We start from the raw sequence: 15,743 nt of genomic DNA, 5'->3' as shown, positions 1-15,743 counted from the left end.
ACTAATCAGTGGCGACACAAAGTTAGTCCGATAAAAAGGATAAATTATGGCAAGCCGGATGCTTGGAAACTAGCTCGTCCGGTTTAGATGGGGGCTGTTTGTAATAGATAATTGAAATATAAATTTGATTATTGAAACGCAAATATTCTATCCATATTTATTAGGATATAGCGGTATGCAACCTATTTATTTGATTGAAAAATTTGTGTTTTTAAAACCATTTTTATATCTTTCTAAAGACAAAATTATTAATTATGCTAACCAAAAAAAAATTTCTTTTTTAGAAGATGAAACTAACCAAAACGATTATTATGCTAGAAATAGAATTCGTAAATTTGTAATCCCTTATTTACAAAAAGAACATAATTTTTTAAAAAATATTTATAAATTTCATATTCAAATAACAGAAATTTATCAATTAGTAAAAGAACAAACAAATTTATTTTTAAAATATCATTTTAATAAACAATATTATTGTTTAGAGGTATTTTGTAAATTGAATATAGTTATCCAAAAAAATATTATTTTATCTTTATTAGATGATAAAAAAATAAGTAAAAATTTTGTTTTAATTAATAATATTATTAAATTATTAAATAATAATAATAAACCTTATTGTCAAGTTAAATTAAACGACCAATGGCAAATATCTAAAAAATATTATAAATGGCAATTATCTCCTTTATCTAGAATAGAAAATAATATTAATACACTAAAGCCTATTTTATATTTACATCATGATCACAAAACATATCCCAAATATATGACACAAAAAGAGATTTTTTATAGTGACGGACAAATAATATTTCCTTTAATTATAAGAACAAGGTTATCAGGAGATATATTGGAATTTAAATTTGGAAAGCAAAAATTAAAAAAATTTTTAATTAATTGTAAAATTCCTATTACACAAAGAAATAAATTATTATTAATAGTAGATCAAACACAAAAAATTATTTGGATTCCTTGTTTATATCATAATGAAACTTTGGGAGAGGGTAAAATTATAACTCTTGCTATCGAAAAACATTCAATAGGTTTAAATAAAATGTAATTTTACCAATCACGAGCGCTAATCAACATTAAAAATGATATAAATCGTTTTTTTATTAAAGGAAATAATAAATTCTTAAAAGACAAGTTATGAAAAAGTTGGTTAGTCGAGAATAATTCTTCATCAAACGATCTCTTAAAATCTAAAAGTTGATAGTTATCGATATATTATATTATCAACAGAAAATAACTGATTATAAAATCCGTCAAAAAGATGATCAATTGAACAAAAGAATTTCGAAAATCTAAATTATTAGTTAGCGAAATAAAAAGAGATGAACGATCAATCATCATTGAATATCTAACCATCATCGATGAATTAATTCATAAACAAAAAGAAGTTTCCAATCTTTGAAAGATTTACGAAACAAACAATATACTTTAGAACAAAAAAATTAGAAAATAAAAATGAAGAAATAATTTTTTTAAAAGAACCATTAAAACAAAAAAAATTCCAGTTACGCTCGTGTTCGACAACATTTCATAGAAAATATGTTCAATTCTATTAACCGATTATCAATAAATAATGATGAAAATTTATTTCATCATTATTTTTTTTCATCATTTCTTTCTTAAAGTTATATAATAAGGGTATATATATTCAAATTTCTAAATTTGATAATAATAAAATCTTATTATTATCAGAAAGGTTACGAAATTTATGAATAAGCAAAACTTTTGGTCAAAATATTTTGTTACCATCAGGATTATTTTATTGTTAGGAATAGCAATGATGATTCTGATGAATCAGAATTATTATATTACTAACCAAATCCCAACACCTTTATCTGCTTCGAAATCCGAAGAAGAAACGTTAAAGTCTGAAAAATTACTATCTCCTTCCGCAATTAAATCTCCTAAGACAACTATTTCGCCAAAAATTAAAACTTATTTTTTCACAGAACCTGTTGATTTATTAGAGCGAGAAAAAGAAGAAATCGTTGAATTAAAAAAAAGTCGGCCATCATCATTAGATTTATTAAAAGATAGCAAAAATCCAATTAATGAATACCAACATCAATATGATGAACACCAATCGCAATTAAATGCTCTGCTTCCTTTTCAAATAGCATTTGTAAAATGAAAAAAATACTATTAGAAAAACAACTAGAAATCAATCAAGCATAAATTAATAGATTAAAAATTGCTAGAAAAGGTAACGACGATAAAATTAACGCACTCCAAGATAAATTAGAAGAAAAAAGTTGACAAATATCAGATATAAAATTTCAAATTGGTAAATTAGAATTAAAACAAAAATATTATCAAGGAATGTTATCTGATGCTGAAAATTATAAAAAAATTTAGAAGAAAGATATGAAAGAATGAAAAAAGAATATAAAAATTTAATTTTTTCTCAACTAAACCCCCTTTATAACATTACCTCAGCCGAGGGATAAATAAAATCAAAGGAGTTATAAGTTAAAATGATGAAAGTAAAAAATAAATTATTTTTACCATTCTTTTTAATGATTTATTTAGGATTATTTCTTTTAATCAATATTAATTCAGTTATGGCAGCGAGTAATGGTCATGCTATAAATAATAATCAGTCAGGTTCCGAAATACAAGCAAATATCTTACTAAATTTGAATTTACAACAAGCTCAATTGGTACGACAAATTTTTCATGCTAGAGCGAATAATGATTCTGAAGAATTTATTAATAATTTAATGGCACAAAATATACAATTAAGTCAAAGGATTGCTGCTCAGCAAAGAATTTTAAATAATACTACGCTACAACCTTCAAATTGTTTAAATCGTTTGAATAATTCACGCCGAAGTTAAATTAATTCAATTTTTTAATTTATAACTAAAGACTATTTAAACAAAGTTTTTTTATTTTCATTAATAAGAAATGAATATTTTTGTTAACTAAAAAAAACAAAAGAGTTCGAATAACATGAACAATTTAAAACAATTAATTAAAGAAATTATTGCTATTTTTATTATAACTATTTTTTAATCCTCGAGGTAATGATAATTTTACTACTACTTCTTTCGTAAAAAAATCAGGATGAACCATTAAAACAAAAAAAAATTCCAGTTACGCTCGTGTTCGACAACATTTCATAGAAAATATGTTCAATTCTATTAACCGATTATCAATAAATAATGATGAAAATTTATTTCATCATTATTTTTTTTCATCATTTCTTTCTTAAAGTTATATAATAAGGGTATATATATTCAAATTTCTAAATTTGATAATAATAAAATCTTATTATTATCAGAAAGGTTACGAAATTTATGAATAAGATTACTAACCAAATCCCAACACCTTTATCTGCTTCGAAATCCGAAGAAGAAACGTTAAAGTCTGAAAAATTACTATCTCCTTCCGCAATTAAATCTCCTAAGACAACTATTTCGCCAAAAATTAAAACTTATTTTTTCACAGAACCTGTTGATGTATTAGAGCGAGAAAAAGAAGAAATCGTTGAATTAAAAAAAAGTCGGCCATCATCATTAGATTTATTAAAAGATAGCAAAAATCCAATTAATGAATACCAACATCAATATGATGAACACCAATCGCAATTAAATGCTCTGCTTCCTTTTCAAATAGCATCTGTAAAACAACAAAAAATACTATTAGAAAAAGATGAAGAAACTAAAAAAAAAGAACTTAAACCAAAACAAGAAGAAATTGAAAAAATCCAAAAAGAAAGAAGCAAAATAGTTGGTGAAATAAGTAAAATCCCAATTCAAATCGGTAAATTAGAGAATGAACAAGAGCGCTACCAAGAAATTTTATCTGATGCTGACAATCACAAAAAAGAATTAGAAACAAGATATGAAAGAACTGCAAAAGAATATAAAAATTTATTTCTTTCTTCTCGACTCAACTCCTTTTATACTATTTCCTCAGCTGAGGGATAAATAAAATCAAAGGAGTTATAAGTTAAAATGATGCAAGTAAAAAATAAATTATTTTTACCATTCTTTTTAATGATTTATTTAGGATTATTCCTTTTAATTAATATTAATTCAGTTATGGCAATGGAAAATAATAATAAAAATCAACAAAAAGAAGATTATGAGTTATTAGATAAAGAAATTGATAATTTAAACGAAGGTATTAAATATTTTAACAAAAAAGGAATTCAAATTAATTTAGATAAAATTGCTAAATTATTGTCAACAAGACAAAAAAATAATCCAACAGAAAGCTCATCATCAAATTCTAAAAAAATAAAATTATATTAAAAACAAAAATGAGCTTAGAAATGAAGCGAAAATAAAATTATATTTTTTAGATGTTATAAATTAAAGGTTTTTTATGAAATTATCTGTAAGATAAATAAACATTAAAAGGAGTAATAATATATAATATTATTATGTTATTAAAAAATAAATTATATTTTTTACCATTATTTTTAGTTAGTTTTTTAGGGATATTTTTAATGATAAATACTAATCAAGTTACGGCAATTCCTAAAAAAAATGATAAAGGTAAAGAAATTTCTTCCTCTGAAAAACAAGAAAAAACAACCAAAAAAGATATATCGCAATATTATGAATTATATAATACTCTTGAAAATTATTCTGAAAAAGATCGAAATAAAATTATTCAAATGTTATCAGATTCACAAACATTAAAAATTTTACAAGAAGAAGCGCTTAAGTCTAAAAAAACATGTTCTTCTTCTAAAAAGCCTGATATAAATTCTAAAAAATAAAAATTAAACTTATTATTTTTTGTTTAAGACCTTTTCAAAGGTCTTTTTTTATTTAACCATACTTATAAATAATAACCAGACTCTTTTAAGCAAGAGTTTTTTATTTCTATTAATAAAAAAATGAATATTTTATTAACTAAAAAACAAAGGAGTTTTCATAATATGAACAATTTCAAAAAATTAATAAAAGAAATTATTTGTCTAATTCTTTGAGTCATAATCATTTTGATTCCTGCTTATTTTTTAAAAAAATATCAAAATGAAGAATTAACACCAAAGTTTTAAGGAATTAGATGAAAATTTTGATAGATTAGAAAAAAATTAGATAAAGGTAGAAAACAATTCAATAATCGATTTACTAATATGTTCGAAAATTTAGATAAATTAAATAAAAACTTCGCACTGAACCCTTATTTTGTTACAATTTTTAATAATATTAATGATCATCTCGATCGCTATTTAGTTCGGAAATATCTCAGCTTTTCTCGTGAACAAAACTTTTTTTTGGACTGCGTCATTTGTTGAAAGTTAAATTTCAATAAAAGTTTTACTCAAGACAAAAACCCAAATAATTTACCTCTTCACTTATTAGTTAACCAAAAAAAGTGAAAAACCTGTTAACAAAATGAAAAAAAGTTAATCTTATTTAATTACTTATCGAATTAACTGCTAGAATAATTCTATATTCAGAAAGGTAAAATCAAGTATGTTAGTAAACAGTAATTCTTTATCAACGCCCCGATTTATCAAAAATAATGTTACCTTTAGTCAAAGTGTATCGAAAAACTTTAACGATTACCAAAATTTTAAACCTTTTAAAAATTAAAAGGCATCTTTATTATTATTGGCGAAAAACTCAAAAAGCTCAAACCAAACGTCAACATCATTACCAATTAATTACTAAAAGAGTGGGGTTATTATGTAAAAAATATCATTATGCTTGTGGTTATCGGAAAATCACTTTTTTATATCGAACTACCTTCGGTCAAAGTGTTAATCATAAAATAATTTTAAAAATGATGAAAACGAACCATTGGTTAATGAAATGGCGGCGTCCACATACTAAAAATAAAAACTTTGCTAAATATGTTGAATTCAAACCTAATTTAATTAAGCAACAGTTTCAAACCGATCAACCATTAACCAAACTTTATACCGATTTAACTTGTTTTGCTACCAAACAAGGTTTACTATGGGTTTCGGTAATTCTAGATGGTTATCATCACCAAATTTGGAGTTTAAAAACCAGTTTAAAACCTAATTTAAAATTAATTAAAACGACTTTTCAAGCGCTTCCGAAATTAACTAAACCTTGTATTATTCATTCCGATCGGGGTGGAGGTTATAATAGTCGCTGGTGGCAACATCACTTACAACAAAAAGGTTTTTTAATCAGTATGTCCCGTCCGAGTTGTCCTAATGATAATGCTCCAATAGAAGCTTGGTTTAGTAATTTAAAAGGGTGGTTTAAAAGTCGTTATGGCGATTGGTATAACTATTCTTTTAGGGAAATAATTCAAAAAATTCAAACTTTTAAACATTTTTATAATCATCAATGGCCTATAAAAAAACTTAACTATCAAAGTCCTCTTCATTATTTCCAAAATTATCAATCAAATAATCAGATAACTTAATCAGGGTCAAATTAAAAATTGCTTTTTTTATTTTATTAACATATGATAAAAAAATCCTGATCATTATTGATGCTACAAATTTTATAAAAAAGGAGAAATTTTATAATGGATAATATCGATGTTATAGTTCATGTTTGTTATTTTTTTTCGATATTAATATTAGCTTTAATTATTTTATCTATAATATTTTTAAGTCTCAGAATTATTGAATTAATAATAAAGTTTATTGGCAAAATAAAAGATATTATTAAATTAATAATAAAATTTATTGGTAAAATAAAAGATATTATTAAAAACAGAAATACAATTTCTCTTTTGTTTATTTTGTATTATTGTATTATGTTTATCGCTTTATTTTTGTTTTTGTATACTTTTTTAACAATTAACAATTATTAAATAGCGTCTTTAGACGTTTTGGTATATTTTTGATATATATAAACTAACCTTGGTTAGGCTATTTATTTAAAAAATAAAATAAATTTTAAATCACTGTTATTTAAACCAAATTATTTTTTTTATATCGGATAATTAATAATGGTAAAAATGATATCTCGATAATATCAAATATCGAATATCATTATCATTATCGATATAATATATCAAATATCCCTCTTTCAATAAGTTAATGTTGATCTAAGTTTTGGAAAAGAGAAATTGTCATAAAAGTGTCAGTGAAGTGTCATAAAAGTGTCAGTGAAGTGTCATAAAAGTGTCAGTGAAGTGTCATAAAGTGTCATTGTTGTTGTTTAGGAATATATTTATATTTAGGATGTAACTTTTTCACCCGATAGCCTTGTTTCGCTTTAGTCAAAAAACATTTGATAAATTTTAAATCTTCTTGCTGATAATAAATAATATTTAAACTTTTCTTATAGTTAGTGTTTATAGGGTTATTATATTTATCTCGCTTGTTCGGATCTAGAGGATATAATTGTAAAGTTTTTAAATTATGAACAGCCATTTTTCCTATTAATTCTTTAATCCGATTTTTAGTTTCATTTTGATAATTAATTTGAAATAGCAGATAGTGGTTTTTAAGAGAGTTATTTTTAATTTTTAGAGGGGTTAAATCCGTAAGTAATGGTTTAATTGCTAGTAGAAAAATGTTCCTCAATTAAGGTGATTTTATATGCTTTAATTTCGGCTAAAATGTGCGGATCGACAAAAAGTGTTTGGTTTTGGGGACGGTAATTCGCTTCTTGATAAGTATTCCTCTTTTTAGAATGCACGACAATAGTTAAATTAATTATTTCTGCTTTTAAAACTTGTAAAAAGTGTTTTATTTGGGCTAAATCAGTAGGATTATGGGGTTTGTTAATCCAACCTCAAATTCTAATTTCTGAATTATGATTCATTTTTTATTTCTCCTTTTTGAAATTAATTAATTACTTCTACTTTATCTTTACCAAAATAACGGATTGCTAAATCAGCGATATTATTCTTTTTCGCCTCTTTATAAGGATCTAAAAAGCATTTTTGATAAACTGCTTTTCCGTATTGCCGTAATAAATCATCGGCATCTTTGCAGGTATCTGAGTATGGTGGTAAAATCCTGCGGATTTCATAGGGGATTTGGTGTGCTTGCAGTTTAGCTCCTAAAACTTCACTCCGTTTACATCCTGTTTCATCATTGTCTAAAGCAATAATGACTTTAATTTGTTCCTTTTTCAGAATGGCGATTTGAGCTTGGGATAGTAGTTGAGCGACGCAAATTAACCCCACCACGTTTTTAATCCCGTGTTGCCAACAACTGATGACATCAAAAAAACCTTCATGAATAATAAGGTTTTGAGTTTGTTTGATGTAAGGTAAGGCTTCAAAAAAACGATAACTGAAATGAAAGGTCGGCGTTTGGGAAAAATTGGGTAAAGCTTGATATTTAGGTTGAAAGTAAGCAACAGGACGAAAATGGTTTTGATAAAAATGAAAAGTTTTACCATAGCCATTTTCAATGGGGATAATGATGGAACCATGGAAGGTATCGTGATAATATTTTTTTCCTTCTTGATTCATTTTTTCTTTTAAAAACCCGTATTCAACTAATTTATTAATATCAAAGTTTTTCTTTTTAGCGTAATTTACCAACCGAAAAGAGAGAGGTTTAGCGGTAGGATGAGCATAACCAAGGTTAAATTCTTTAATAGTGGCTAAAGTGAGTTTTCTTTTGTGAGTTAAATATGCTAATCCGTCGTTATTATTGTTGATTAATAAATAATGATAATAATCCCGAATTTGGTTAAATAAAGGAGGAATGGTTTTTAATAATTTTTTCTTTTTAAGATTAATTTCTTGTTCGTCCAGGGGGTGATGAGATTTTCTGATCTGATAGGACGGAAAAAAGAATTAGAAGTGGTGGTCATGATCGTTTGTTCCTGATGAATTAAGTTTTTAAATTCTTTAGTCTGTATAAAATGATAAATTCTTTTTAAGGCAACCGAGAAGTTTTTAAGACCACGGATCGCCATATAAACATCAATAATATCATAATCTTTACCACATTTCCAACAATGAAGGTGGTTGTTTTCGTTAATATGGCAACAAGTGGGATTATGACCTTGATGGATGGGACAAGGGAAACGATACTTACGGTTAAAATTGACTGGGAGAATTTTTAATTTTTTTAATAAAACCAGCATCGGAAAATAGGTTTTGATATATTGTATTTGGGTTTGATCAGCCATGCCTTTTCCTCCTTAACGAGTTTCGTTGGGTTCAAATAAAACGTAACCGATTTCTTGAAAGGTTTGGGTTGCCATTTCAAAATGATAAACTAAAGTTTTTTTTGAACCACTGCGATTTTTTTTGATATTTAGCTCAATAATCTTTTGGGTTTCGGCATCTTGCGACTGGGAATATAATTGTTGGCAAGTGGAATTATAAAGCATTAATGATTTAGTTTTATCTTTCGGAAGTTGGGGGTGAAATTCCGCCATCATTAAAACGATATCCGAGTTGGTTTCGATGCCGACTGAACCTTTTAAAGCAGTTATTTCGGGGGATTTTCCTGAATAATTGCTGTAAGTGTCTCGCGAAAATTGCGATAAAATGATAATGACAATTTTTAATTCAATAGCGATTGCTTTCAGTTTCGTCATAATTTCGTCAATCGCTAAACGGTCATTATCAAAATGATTAGTCGATTTAGTAATTTGAAGATGGTCAATCACTACCATTTCCACTTTTTGTTCTAAATGGAGGCGATAAAGTAAATCGACAATATAATTAATATTTTTGCTGGGATAATAACTAAAGGCTAAATTAAGTTGGTTAAAAAAAAGCGCGAGCGGTTTTCATCTGGGCTTGATAAAGTGGGGGAGTAACATCAGTAGCTAAAAAATCTTTAGCTAAAATCAACTTTAAGGGAAGTTGCGTTTGGCGTGCTAATAAGCGCGTTAAGTTTTCCTCAGGAGTCATTTCCCAAGAAAAAACCACCATATAAGGATAATGGTGGGTTTCACGATATTTCGTTTGAGCTAAATCCAATAAGAGATTGTAAACCAAAGTAGTTTTACCTAAGCCTGTATAGCCTCCAATCGTAATTATTTGGCCTTTTTTAAATCCTTGCGTGGCTTGGTTCAGGCCTTTAAAAGTAGCAGATAACCGATAATATTCGGCTTGGATTTTTTGTTTAGCAGCATCATCAGTTGCTAAAAATTCAGGATGCCCAGAAATCATTTGTTTTAAACTAAAAAAGGTCTGATCGGAAGCGTTCGGCATTAAAGTGATAAAATTTCTTAATTTAATAAAGATTTCTTGGTAATATAAATGTTTATAATAAGGATCCTGATTTTCAAAAGTAGGACGGATCATTTTCATTAATTGTTGAAATAATTTTTCTTGGGTATAAGTATGTTTTAAATTATCCAGAAAATGTAAATTATCCAACTCTTGAACTTCCTGATTTAAAAACGCTAAGGTGGTAGGATTAAAGTTATCTTGGGGGAAATGGGTTTGTAAATAACCCAATAATTCAGCGATTAAATCATCTTTATCAATTAACCTTTGTTCCACTGTGGTTACTTGTTTCTCACCATACAAATACTTTAAAGCGTTAAAAATCTTTTGATGGTGCGGTTCTTTTAACCATTGGCCATCAACTATTTCGGTATAAATTTTTAAGCGTTCCCATTGTTTTTGAATAATGTATTCCACCATTTGGGCTAAGGCTTGTTGTTCGTTAGTTAAGGGAAAAACGGGTTCTTTCATGGTTTTTTATTTCCTTTTTTATTTTTTAATTAAATTAATATTCGTAAAAACAGTAAATTGTTCGGTTAAAAGGTTCTTGATAAAAACATCGGCTTGGGGAGAAAAACAATTAATCACGGCATCAATTCCTGAGACTTTACCTTGGGTTATTTTCTGGTTTAGTCTGGCTGTTTCTAACCCATCATTGGTTAATAAATAAAAACGAAACCGACTATCTAATTTTTTTAATTGTTGGCCTTCGATGACCGCTTGTTTATAACGGTCGCGTAAACAAGTTTTAAAATTAAAAGCCATAATCCGTTTGGTTTTGGTAAATAACACTAAATCAAATTTAATATCAGGGATAAAGAATAAATAAGCTTGAGGATATAAAGGCATAATCCTTTGATTTTGCCAATAAAATAAAATAAGATATTCATTGATTTTACCGCGAATTACTTTTTGACTTTGGGGGTTGTATTGGTGATTAATTAAATATTGTTCTAATAAATGATGATGGCGAATCATATATTCATGAAAGGGGAAGTGAAATAAGGCAGGATTGATGATGCGTTGGGTGATGGCAACGCATAAAGATTGGTGATTAAAAACCTTAATCTGGTCCAAAGCTAAATTAGTTAAGCGCTTCATTTCATTATTATTTTCCTTTCTCCATAAAAAAAAGACTCTTTCATCAGAGTCTTTTGGTAGTTTTAAAATTAATTTTTTTGGTTTTCCAAGTAACGGTTCCATTGGTTTTAATCGTTTTAATTTTGCCGTTATTATAATAGATATATAAATTGCCATTTTGACATTTTTTCTTAATGATGATAGCCATTGATTATTGCTCCGATTTTTTTAATAATATGCTTTTGTTGGGGTTTGATGTTAGTGAAATCAGTTGTGTTTAACATTAATTTGAGGCCGAGGTTGTTTCGTTTAAAAAATTCCTCATAACCTTGGGCTACTTTTTGGAAATATACAATGGGACTAGATTCAATAACGTCGATTTGGTGGTGAGGTTGGTTTTGTTTACGGTGTAATCCGATTTCAGGAGTTGTTTTTAAATAGATAGTCATGGCGGGTTGGATGAAACATTTACTTAAAAGATTAAAAAATTGATAATTGGTGTTATTTGGATATGGATAAACACGGTAGGCAAAATTAGAACCCAACCAACGGTCGATTAAAATAATTGTGTTTGTTTTTAACAAAGGTATAAGAATTTCTTCTTGGGTTTGCATCATGTTGGCGAAACTTAATAAATAACGGGTTTGATTGGCTAAATTTTTTCGAGTTAAAAAGATTTTACGGATTTTTGGTCCAATAGATGAACTACCTAACCCTTGCAGGGTCATTACTTCTTGGTTTTGAGCCTGGAGTTTTTCTTTAATTTTTTGGATTAAGGTAGTTTTCCCGCTGCCATCTAAACCTTCGAAAATAATTAATTTCATTATTGTTTCTCCTTTAAAGTTAATTTGAGACATAAAAAAGACCCCGAGAGAGGGTCTGGGAGTTAAATAAGATTTTTTTATGAAATTATCAGTCATTATTAGTTTTTGGAAGGTATTCGGCTTCTTTTACTTTATTATTATGATGTTTATCTTGATAAAGGGATAAAGTTTGACGAACAGGGTTGAAATGTAGATAGAAATTAGTCAATTTGGAGTTAGAGTCAGCAACAAAAGCATAACCAAGATAATAGTCTTTATCTTCTTCGATTAAATATTTAGGACCATTATATTCCAAAATTAAACAGTTACCGTCTGCGTCTTTATGGAATTGTTTTTTGATTTCGATATAAATATATAAATAACTATCATCTTCTGTATCAAAATGAGAAAGTTTAAATTTATTGACGGGAGTTTCTTTATAACCTAGTCCTTGATTTTATTCCAATGGTAAAAAGGATAACGGTCTTTAATATAACAAGCAAGCGAGATTAGAAGGTTCAAGGTAAGTATCACGCCGATTTTCAACTAGCTTTAATTCTTTTCTTAACGCTTCTGCTTGAGTTTGCAGAGTTCCAAGATTGTTTTTAAGGTCAATAATTTCTTGGTTTTTATCTTTAATGGTTTGTTCATATTTTTCTGGCGTTTGCTTTAAAGTTACTAATTCTTGTTCTAATTGCGAGATTTGGTTTTCTTGGTGAATTTTAGTTAATTGCTGATTAATATTAGCTAACTCCGAGGAGATTTGAGAATAGCGTAGATTGTAATAATTAATTCCGTTTAAGCCATCAAAGGTATATCGACATTTAATCTTAGTTTCATCTTTGGGTTTAGCTAAATATTGATTAAACCTTTGACGCCATTGGGCGTATTGATTTTCACAAGCCATTCGACGTTGTTTTACTTGTTGATGATCGGGTTTTATTTTTAATTTCAAATTTAAAACTTCTTCGAGGTCCGATGGTAACATCACTTCGTGGGTTTGAGGATTTTGTTGTTGCCATTTAGCAGTTTTTTTATAAGCTTCTTCAATGATCGTCGTTAAATCCCGATTGGAGAAGTTTTTACCTTGACATAATTGGGCAATATCGCTTAAAGCTAAGAAAGTATGATAACTAATTTGATAAGGAACAATAATATGTTTAAGATAACCTTCAATTTCGGTATCTTTTAAATGCCCAATATAGATTTCTTTACTAAAACGACTGCGTAAAGCAGGGTCAATTTTCGCAAGATTGTTAGTAGCCCCCATTAAAACAATTTTTTTATCAGAACGGTTAAAACCATCTAATTTATCTAAAAGCGTATTGACAATATTAGCACTCACCGAAGAAGTATTGTGATCACCTCGAGATTGGGTAACCCATCAATTTCATCAATAAAGATAATCGTTTTATCATGATTTTCGGCTTCTTGCCAAATTTTTTCTAAAACTTCCTTGCCTTCTCCAATGTATTTTTGATCTAATTTCGCAGGAATTAAATTAATAAAGTGAACATCAGCTTCCCCACAAAGGGCTTTGATTAAAAAGGTTTTACCTGTGCCAGGGGGACCATAAAATAAATAACCTTTAGGACGGACTTTATCGAAGTTAATTAAAGTTTGGTTGGTTTGAAAATAAGTTAATAAATCTTCAAGTTCTTCTTTTTCACTTTCCATCCCATAAACATCTTTAAAAGTAACTTTCTTTGAGAGTTTTGGAAGGGGTTTATCTTCTTTTAAACAATTTAAACGGATAGTTAAATCTTGTTTTTGTTTTTTAAAATAAAGCTTTTGGCCTTCTAAAAAAAGCCGAAAGGCGTTTAAATTTTTTAATTCAGTTTGATTGTGGCGATATTCTTTTTGCGTTTTTAAGGTTTCCAGGTTTTTTTGATTCGCTTCCACATAGTTCAGGGATTGGTTTAATTGTCCAATTTGTTGGAGGAGGTTTTCTTGAGTTTGCAGTTTGGCTTTTTCTTGGGCTAATTTGGCTAGTTCTGCTTGTTTTTCTTGTTGATTTTGATTTAACGCTTTTCGTTGGGCGATTAAATTATTTACGAAGGTTTGTTGGGTTTGTTGTTGGTTTTTTAATTCCGTTAATTGTTGTTCTTTGGGAGTTTTGAGGTGGGCAGGTAATTCAGGATGAGTTGTTAATTAAGTTTGCAGCGTTTTAATTTTGTGAATATTTTCCGTTAAAGTTTGCATATGTTACGCAATTTGATTTTTTAAGGCGTGGTCTTGTTGTTGGAGTTCTCGGATTTTAACTTGTTCTAATTGGATTTGATGATCAATTTCTGGTGATTGAGCAATTGAAATTTGATTTTTTAAAGATGGCTTTTTAGTGAAAAAGCGAGTATGAGTAATGCCGAAAATTAATAACAACAACAAACCTGAACTCAATAATCCTAGTAAACTAAAATAAATTTTTTTGTTTAATGACATTGCTAACCTCCTTTCTGTTTTTTTTAAAGGAAAATAATGGGGTTATTTTAAAATTAAGGGTTTAACTTTTTCTTTAATTGTTTGAGAAAGTTTAAAAGTAACCACGGTTCTGGCAGGGATTTTGATTTTTTTCCCTATTTTGGGATTTCTACCGAAATAGGATTTTTTCGATTTTAAAACAAATTTCCCAATTTGGGATGATAAAACAACTTCTGCATTGGTGGTAATCGCGGCGATTAACACTTCTTCGAAAGCGTGGTAAAATGATTCTGCAGCATTAATGGTAGTTTTATTGGCTACAGCGATTTTTTTGATTAATGCTTTTTTGGTCATTTGATGTCTCCTTTTTGTTGAATGGTTTTTTTAAATTACTGCGGTCTTGGAAATAAGTCCCTCGATAAATTTCGGTCATGGCATCACTCATATTGCTTAATTCTCGCTTTCTGATTGATGATTATTTACCAAAGCTAAATTTTCTTTCGATTTATTGTCTAAAAAGATCACATTATAAACAATAACTTGAGGATTGATTTTAGGTTGTCCTTCATTATTAGTGTATTTTTGGATAGTTAATGTTCCTTCAACATATATTTTTGACCCTTTTTGTAAATATTTACTTATGGTTTCGGCTTGGTTGCGAAAAATCCACACAAGGGATGAATTGCACTTTATCTTTAGTGTTAATCGCTAAGTTAAAATCAATTTTGATGATTTGTTCGTTGTGACTGTTAAGATATTGTTTTTCTAAGTCATGAGTTAAACGACCAATTAATTGCACTTTATTTAACATGGTTTTATTTCTCTTTTCTAAATATTTTTTTTAATTTTTTGATGGCGAAGTTTTTGATATATTCTACTTGTCTTAAAGATAAATTTAGTTCTTGAGCGATTTGTTGGTTTGAATAAGGGATTTGATAATCTTCATTGATATTTCCTAAGGGTATGCCGAAACTTAAGTGCATAACATCAAATTCGTTTTTGCTTAATTTTTGTTTTAGGTTTTTTAAAAAGTATTCATGGTTAGTTTGTTTAAGTCATAATTGATGAGGATTAAGGATTTTAACCCAATTGGGTTACGTGTATTTTTCTTCTTGAAAACCAATGTTGTTTGATTTGGTTGTTTTTTGAGGAATTGAAGGAGAGTGACTCTTCCGAATCAGTTCGCTGATTTCAGATTTGATTGTTGGTAACAAAAGATGTTGCAAAACCATCAAAAATAATTTTGAATTCTTTAACAGTAAATACCTTTAAAATATCTTCTAAATGTTGAACATTTAAAAAAGTTTCCACATTTTCTTTAGCAAAAACCTCATT

At 27.9% G+C, this 15,743-nt stretch carries 16 protein-coding genes and 4 pseudogenes; 8 read left to right on the top strand and 12 right to left on the bottom strand.

Features of this window, described 5'->3' with window-relative positions; genetic code table 11:
• Positions 1-124 precede the first annotated feature (124 nt).
• From tilS to OC701_RS00995, 8 genes are all read left to right on the top strand, one after another.
• Positions 125-1,054, top strand: a complete 930-nt coding sequence (gene tilS, locus OC701_RS01030) for a tRNA lysidine(34) synthetase TilS (protein ID WP_304514258.1) — start codon at positions 125-127, stop codon at positions 1,052-1,054.
• A 660-nt stretch (positions 1,055-1,714) separates the two neighbouring features.
• Positions 1,715-2,137 carry a hypothetical protein gene (locus OC701_RS01025; RefSeq protein ID WP_304514257.1) on the top strand — a complete coding sequence of 141 codons (423 nt, stop codon included), beginning with the start codon at positions 1,715-1,717 and terminating at the stop codon, positions 2,135-2,137.
• A 343-nt stretch (positions 2,138-2,480) separates the two neighbouring features.
• A complete protein-coding gene (locus OC701_RS01020) occupies positions 2,481-2,843 on the top strand; it encodes an SVM family protein (RefSeq protein WP_304514256.1) in 363 nt (120 codons plus the stop codon).
• 462 nt (positions 2,844-3,305) lie between these two features.
• Positions 3,306-3,938, top strand: coding sequence for a hypothetical protein (locus tag OC701_RS01015; protein WP_304514255.1), 633 nt, complete (start codon positions 3,306-3,308; stop codon positions 3,936-3,938).
• Positions 3,939-3,965: 27 nt separating this feature from the next.
• Positions 3,966-4,265, top strand: a complete 300-nt coding sequence (locus OC701_RS01010) for an SVM family protein (protein WP_304514254.1) — start codon at positions 3,966-3,968, stop codon at positions 4,263-4,265.
• 197 nt (positions 4,266-4,462) lie between these two features.
• Positions 4,463-4,738 carry a hypothetical protein gene (locus tag OC701_RS01005; protein WP_420887964.1) on the top strand — a complete coding sequence of 92 codons (276 nt, stop codon included), beginning with the start codon at positions 4,463-4,465 and terminating at the stop codon, positions 4,736-4,738.
• A gap of 755 nt (positions 4,739-5,493) precedes the next feature.
• The gene (locus OC701_RS01000; protein ID WP_304514252.1) at positions 5,494-6,372 is read left to right on the top strand and encodes an IS3 family transposase; all 879 of its coding nucleotides are present in this window, start codon (positions 5,494-5,496) and stop codon (positions 6,370-6,372) included.
• A 105-nt stretch (positions 6,373-6,477) separates the two neighbouring features.
• Positions 6,478-6,768, top strand: coding sequence for a hypothetical protein (locus OC701_RS00995; protein ID WP_304514251.1), 291 nt, complete (start codon positions 6,478-6,480; stop codon positions 6,766-6,768).
• 337 nt (positions 6,769-7,105) lie between these two features.
• Here the strand turns inward: OC701_RS00995 and OC701_RS00990 are convergent, their stop codons facing one another.
• The 12 genes and pseudogenes from OC701_RS00990 to OC701_RS00935 all read right to left on the bottom strand — a co-directional run.
• Positions 7,106-7,333, bottom strand: a complete 228-nt coding sequence (locus tag OC701_RS00990) for a hypothetical protein (protein ID WP_304514250.1) — start codon at positions 7,331-7,333, stop codon at positions 7,106-7,108.
• A gap of 416 nt (positions 7,334-7,749) precedes the next feature.
• Positions 7,750-9,053, bottom strand: a pseudogene (locus tag OC701_RS00985) (toprim domain-containing protein).
• A 12-nt stretch (positions 9,054-9,065) separates the two neighbouring features.
• Positions 9,066-10,578, bottom strand: a pseudogene (locus OC701_RS00980) (replicative DNA helicase).
• 18 nt (positions 10,579-10,596) lie between these two features.
• A complete protein-coding gene (locus OC701_RS00975) occupies positions 10,597-11,208 on the bottom strand; it encodes a hypothetical protein (protein ID WP_304514269.1) in 612 nt (203 codons plus the stop codon).
• 170 nt (positions 11,209-11,378) lie between these two features.
• The gene (gene tmk / locus OC701_RS00970; protein ID WP_320415504.1) at positions 11,379-12,044 is read right to left on the bottom strand and encodes a dTMP kinase; all 666 of its coding nucleotides are present in this window, start codon (positions 12,042-12,044) and stop codon (positions 11,379-11,381) included.
• A 55-nt stretch (positions 12,045-12,099) separates the two neighbouring features.
• A complete protein-coding gene (locus OC701_RS00965; RefSeq protein WP_304514249.1) occupies positions 12,100-12,306 on the bottom strand; it encodes a hypothetical protein in 207 nt (68 codons plus the stop codon).
• 171 nt (positions 12,307-12,477) lie between these two features.
• Entirely contained in the window at positions 12,478-13,335 is an 858-nt protein-coding gene (locus OC701_RS00960) for an AAA family ATPase (RefSeq protein WP_304514248.1), read from the bottom strand.
• Entirely contained in the window at positions 13,332-13,892 is a 561-nt protein-coding gene (locus OC701_RS00955) for an AAA family ATPase (protein ID WP_304514247.1), read from the bottom strand. Before OC701_RS00955 ends, OC701_RS00960 begins: the two co-directional genes overlap by 4 nt.
• 303 nt (positions 13,893-14,195) lie before the next feature.
• Positions 14,196-14,429 carry a hypothetical protein gene (locus OC701_RS00950; RefSeq protein WP_304514246.1) on the bottom strand — a complete coding sequence of 78 codons (234 nt, stop codon included), beginning with the start codon at positions 14,427-14,429 and terminating at the stop codon, positions 14,196-14,198.
• A 42-nt stretch (positions 14,430-14,471) separates the two neighbouring features.
• The gene (locus tag OC701_RS00945) at positions 14,472-14,762 is read right to left on the bottom strand and encodes an HU family DNA-binding protein (protein WP_304514245.1); all 291 of its coding nucleotides are present in this window, start codon (positions 14,760-14,762) and stop codon (positions 14,472-14,474) included.
• A gap of 96 nt (positions 14,763-14,858) precedes the next feature.
• Positions 14,859-15,219: pseudogene (locus OC701_RS00940) on the bottom strand (single-stranded DNA-binding protein).
• Positions 15,220-15,223: 4 nt separating this feature from the next.
• A pseudogene (locus tag OC701_RS00935) lies at positions 15,224-15,616 on the bottom strand (sigma-70 family RNA polymerase sigma factor); the annotation flags it as partial.
• Between the last annotated feature and the right edge of the window lie 127 nt (positions 15,617-15,743).

This window comes from Candidatus Phytoplasma bonamiae (assembly GCF_030586845.1).
GTDB lineage: Bacteria > Bacillota_I > Bacilli_A > Acholeplasmatales > Acholeplasmataceae > Phytoplasma > Phytoplasma bonamiae.
The sequence above is the reverse complement of the archived record's forward strand: the minus strand, read 5'-3'. Positions and strand labels throughout refer to the sequence as shown.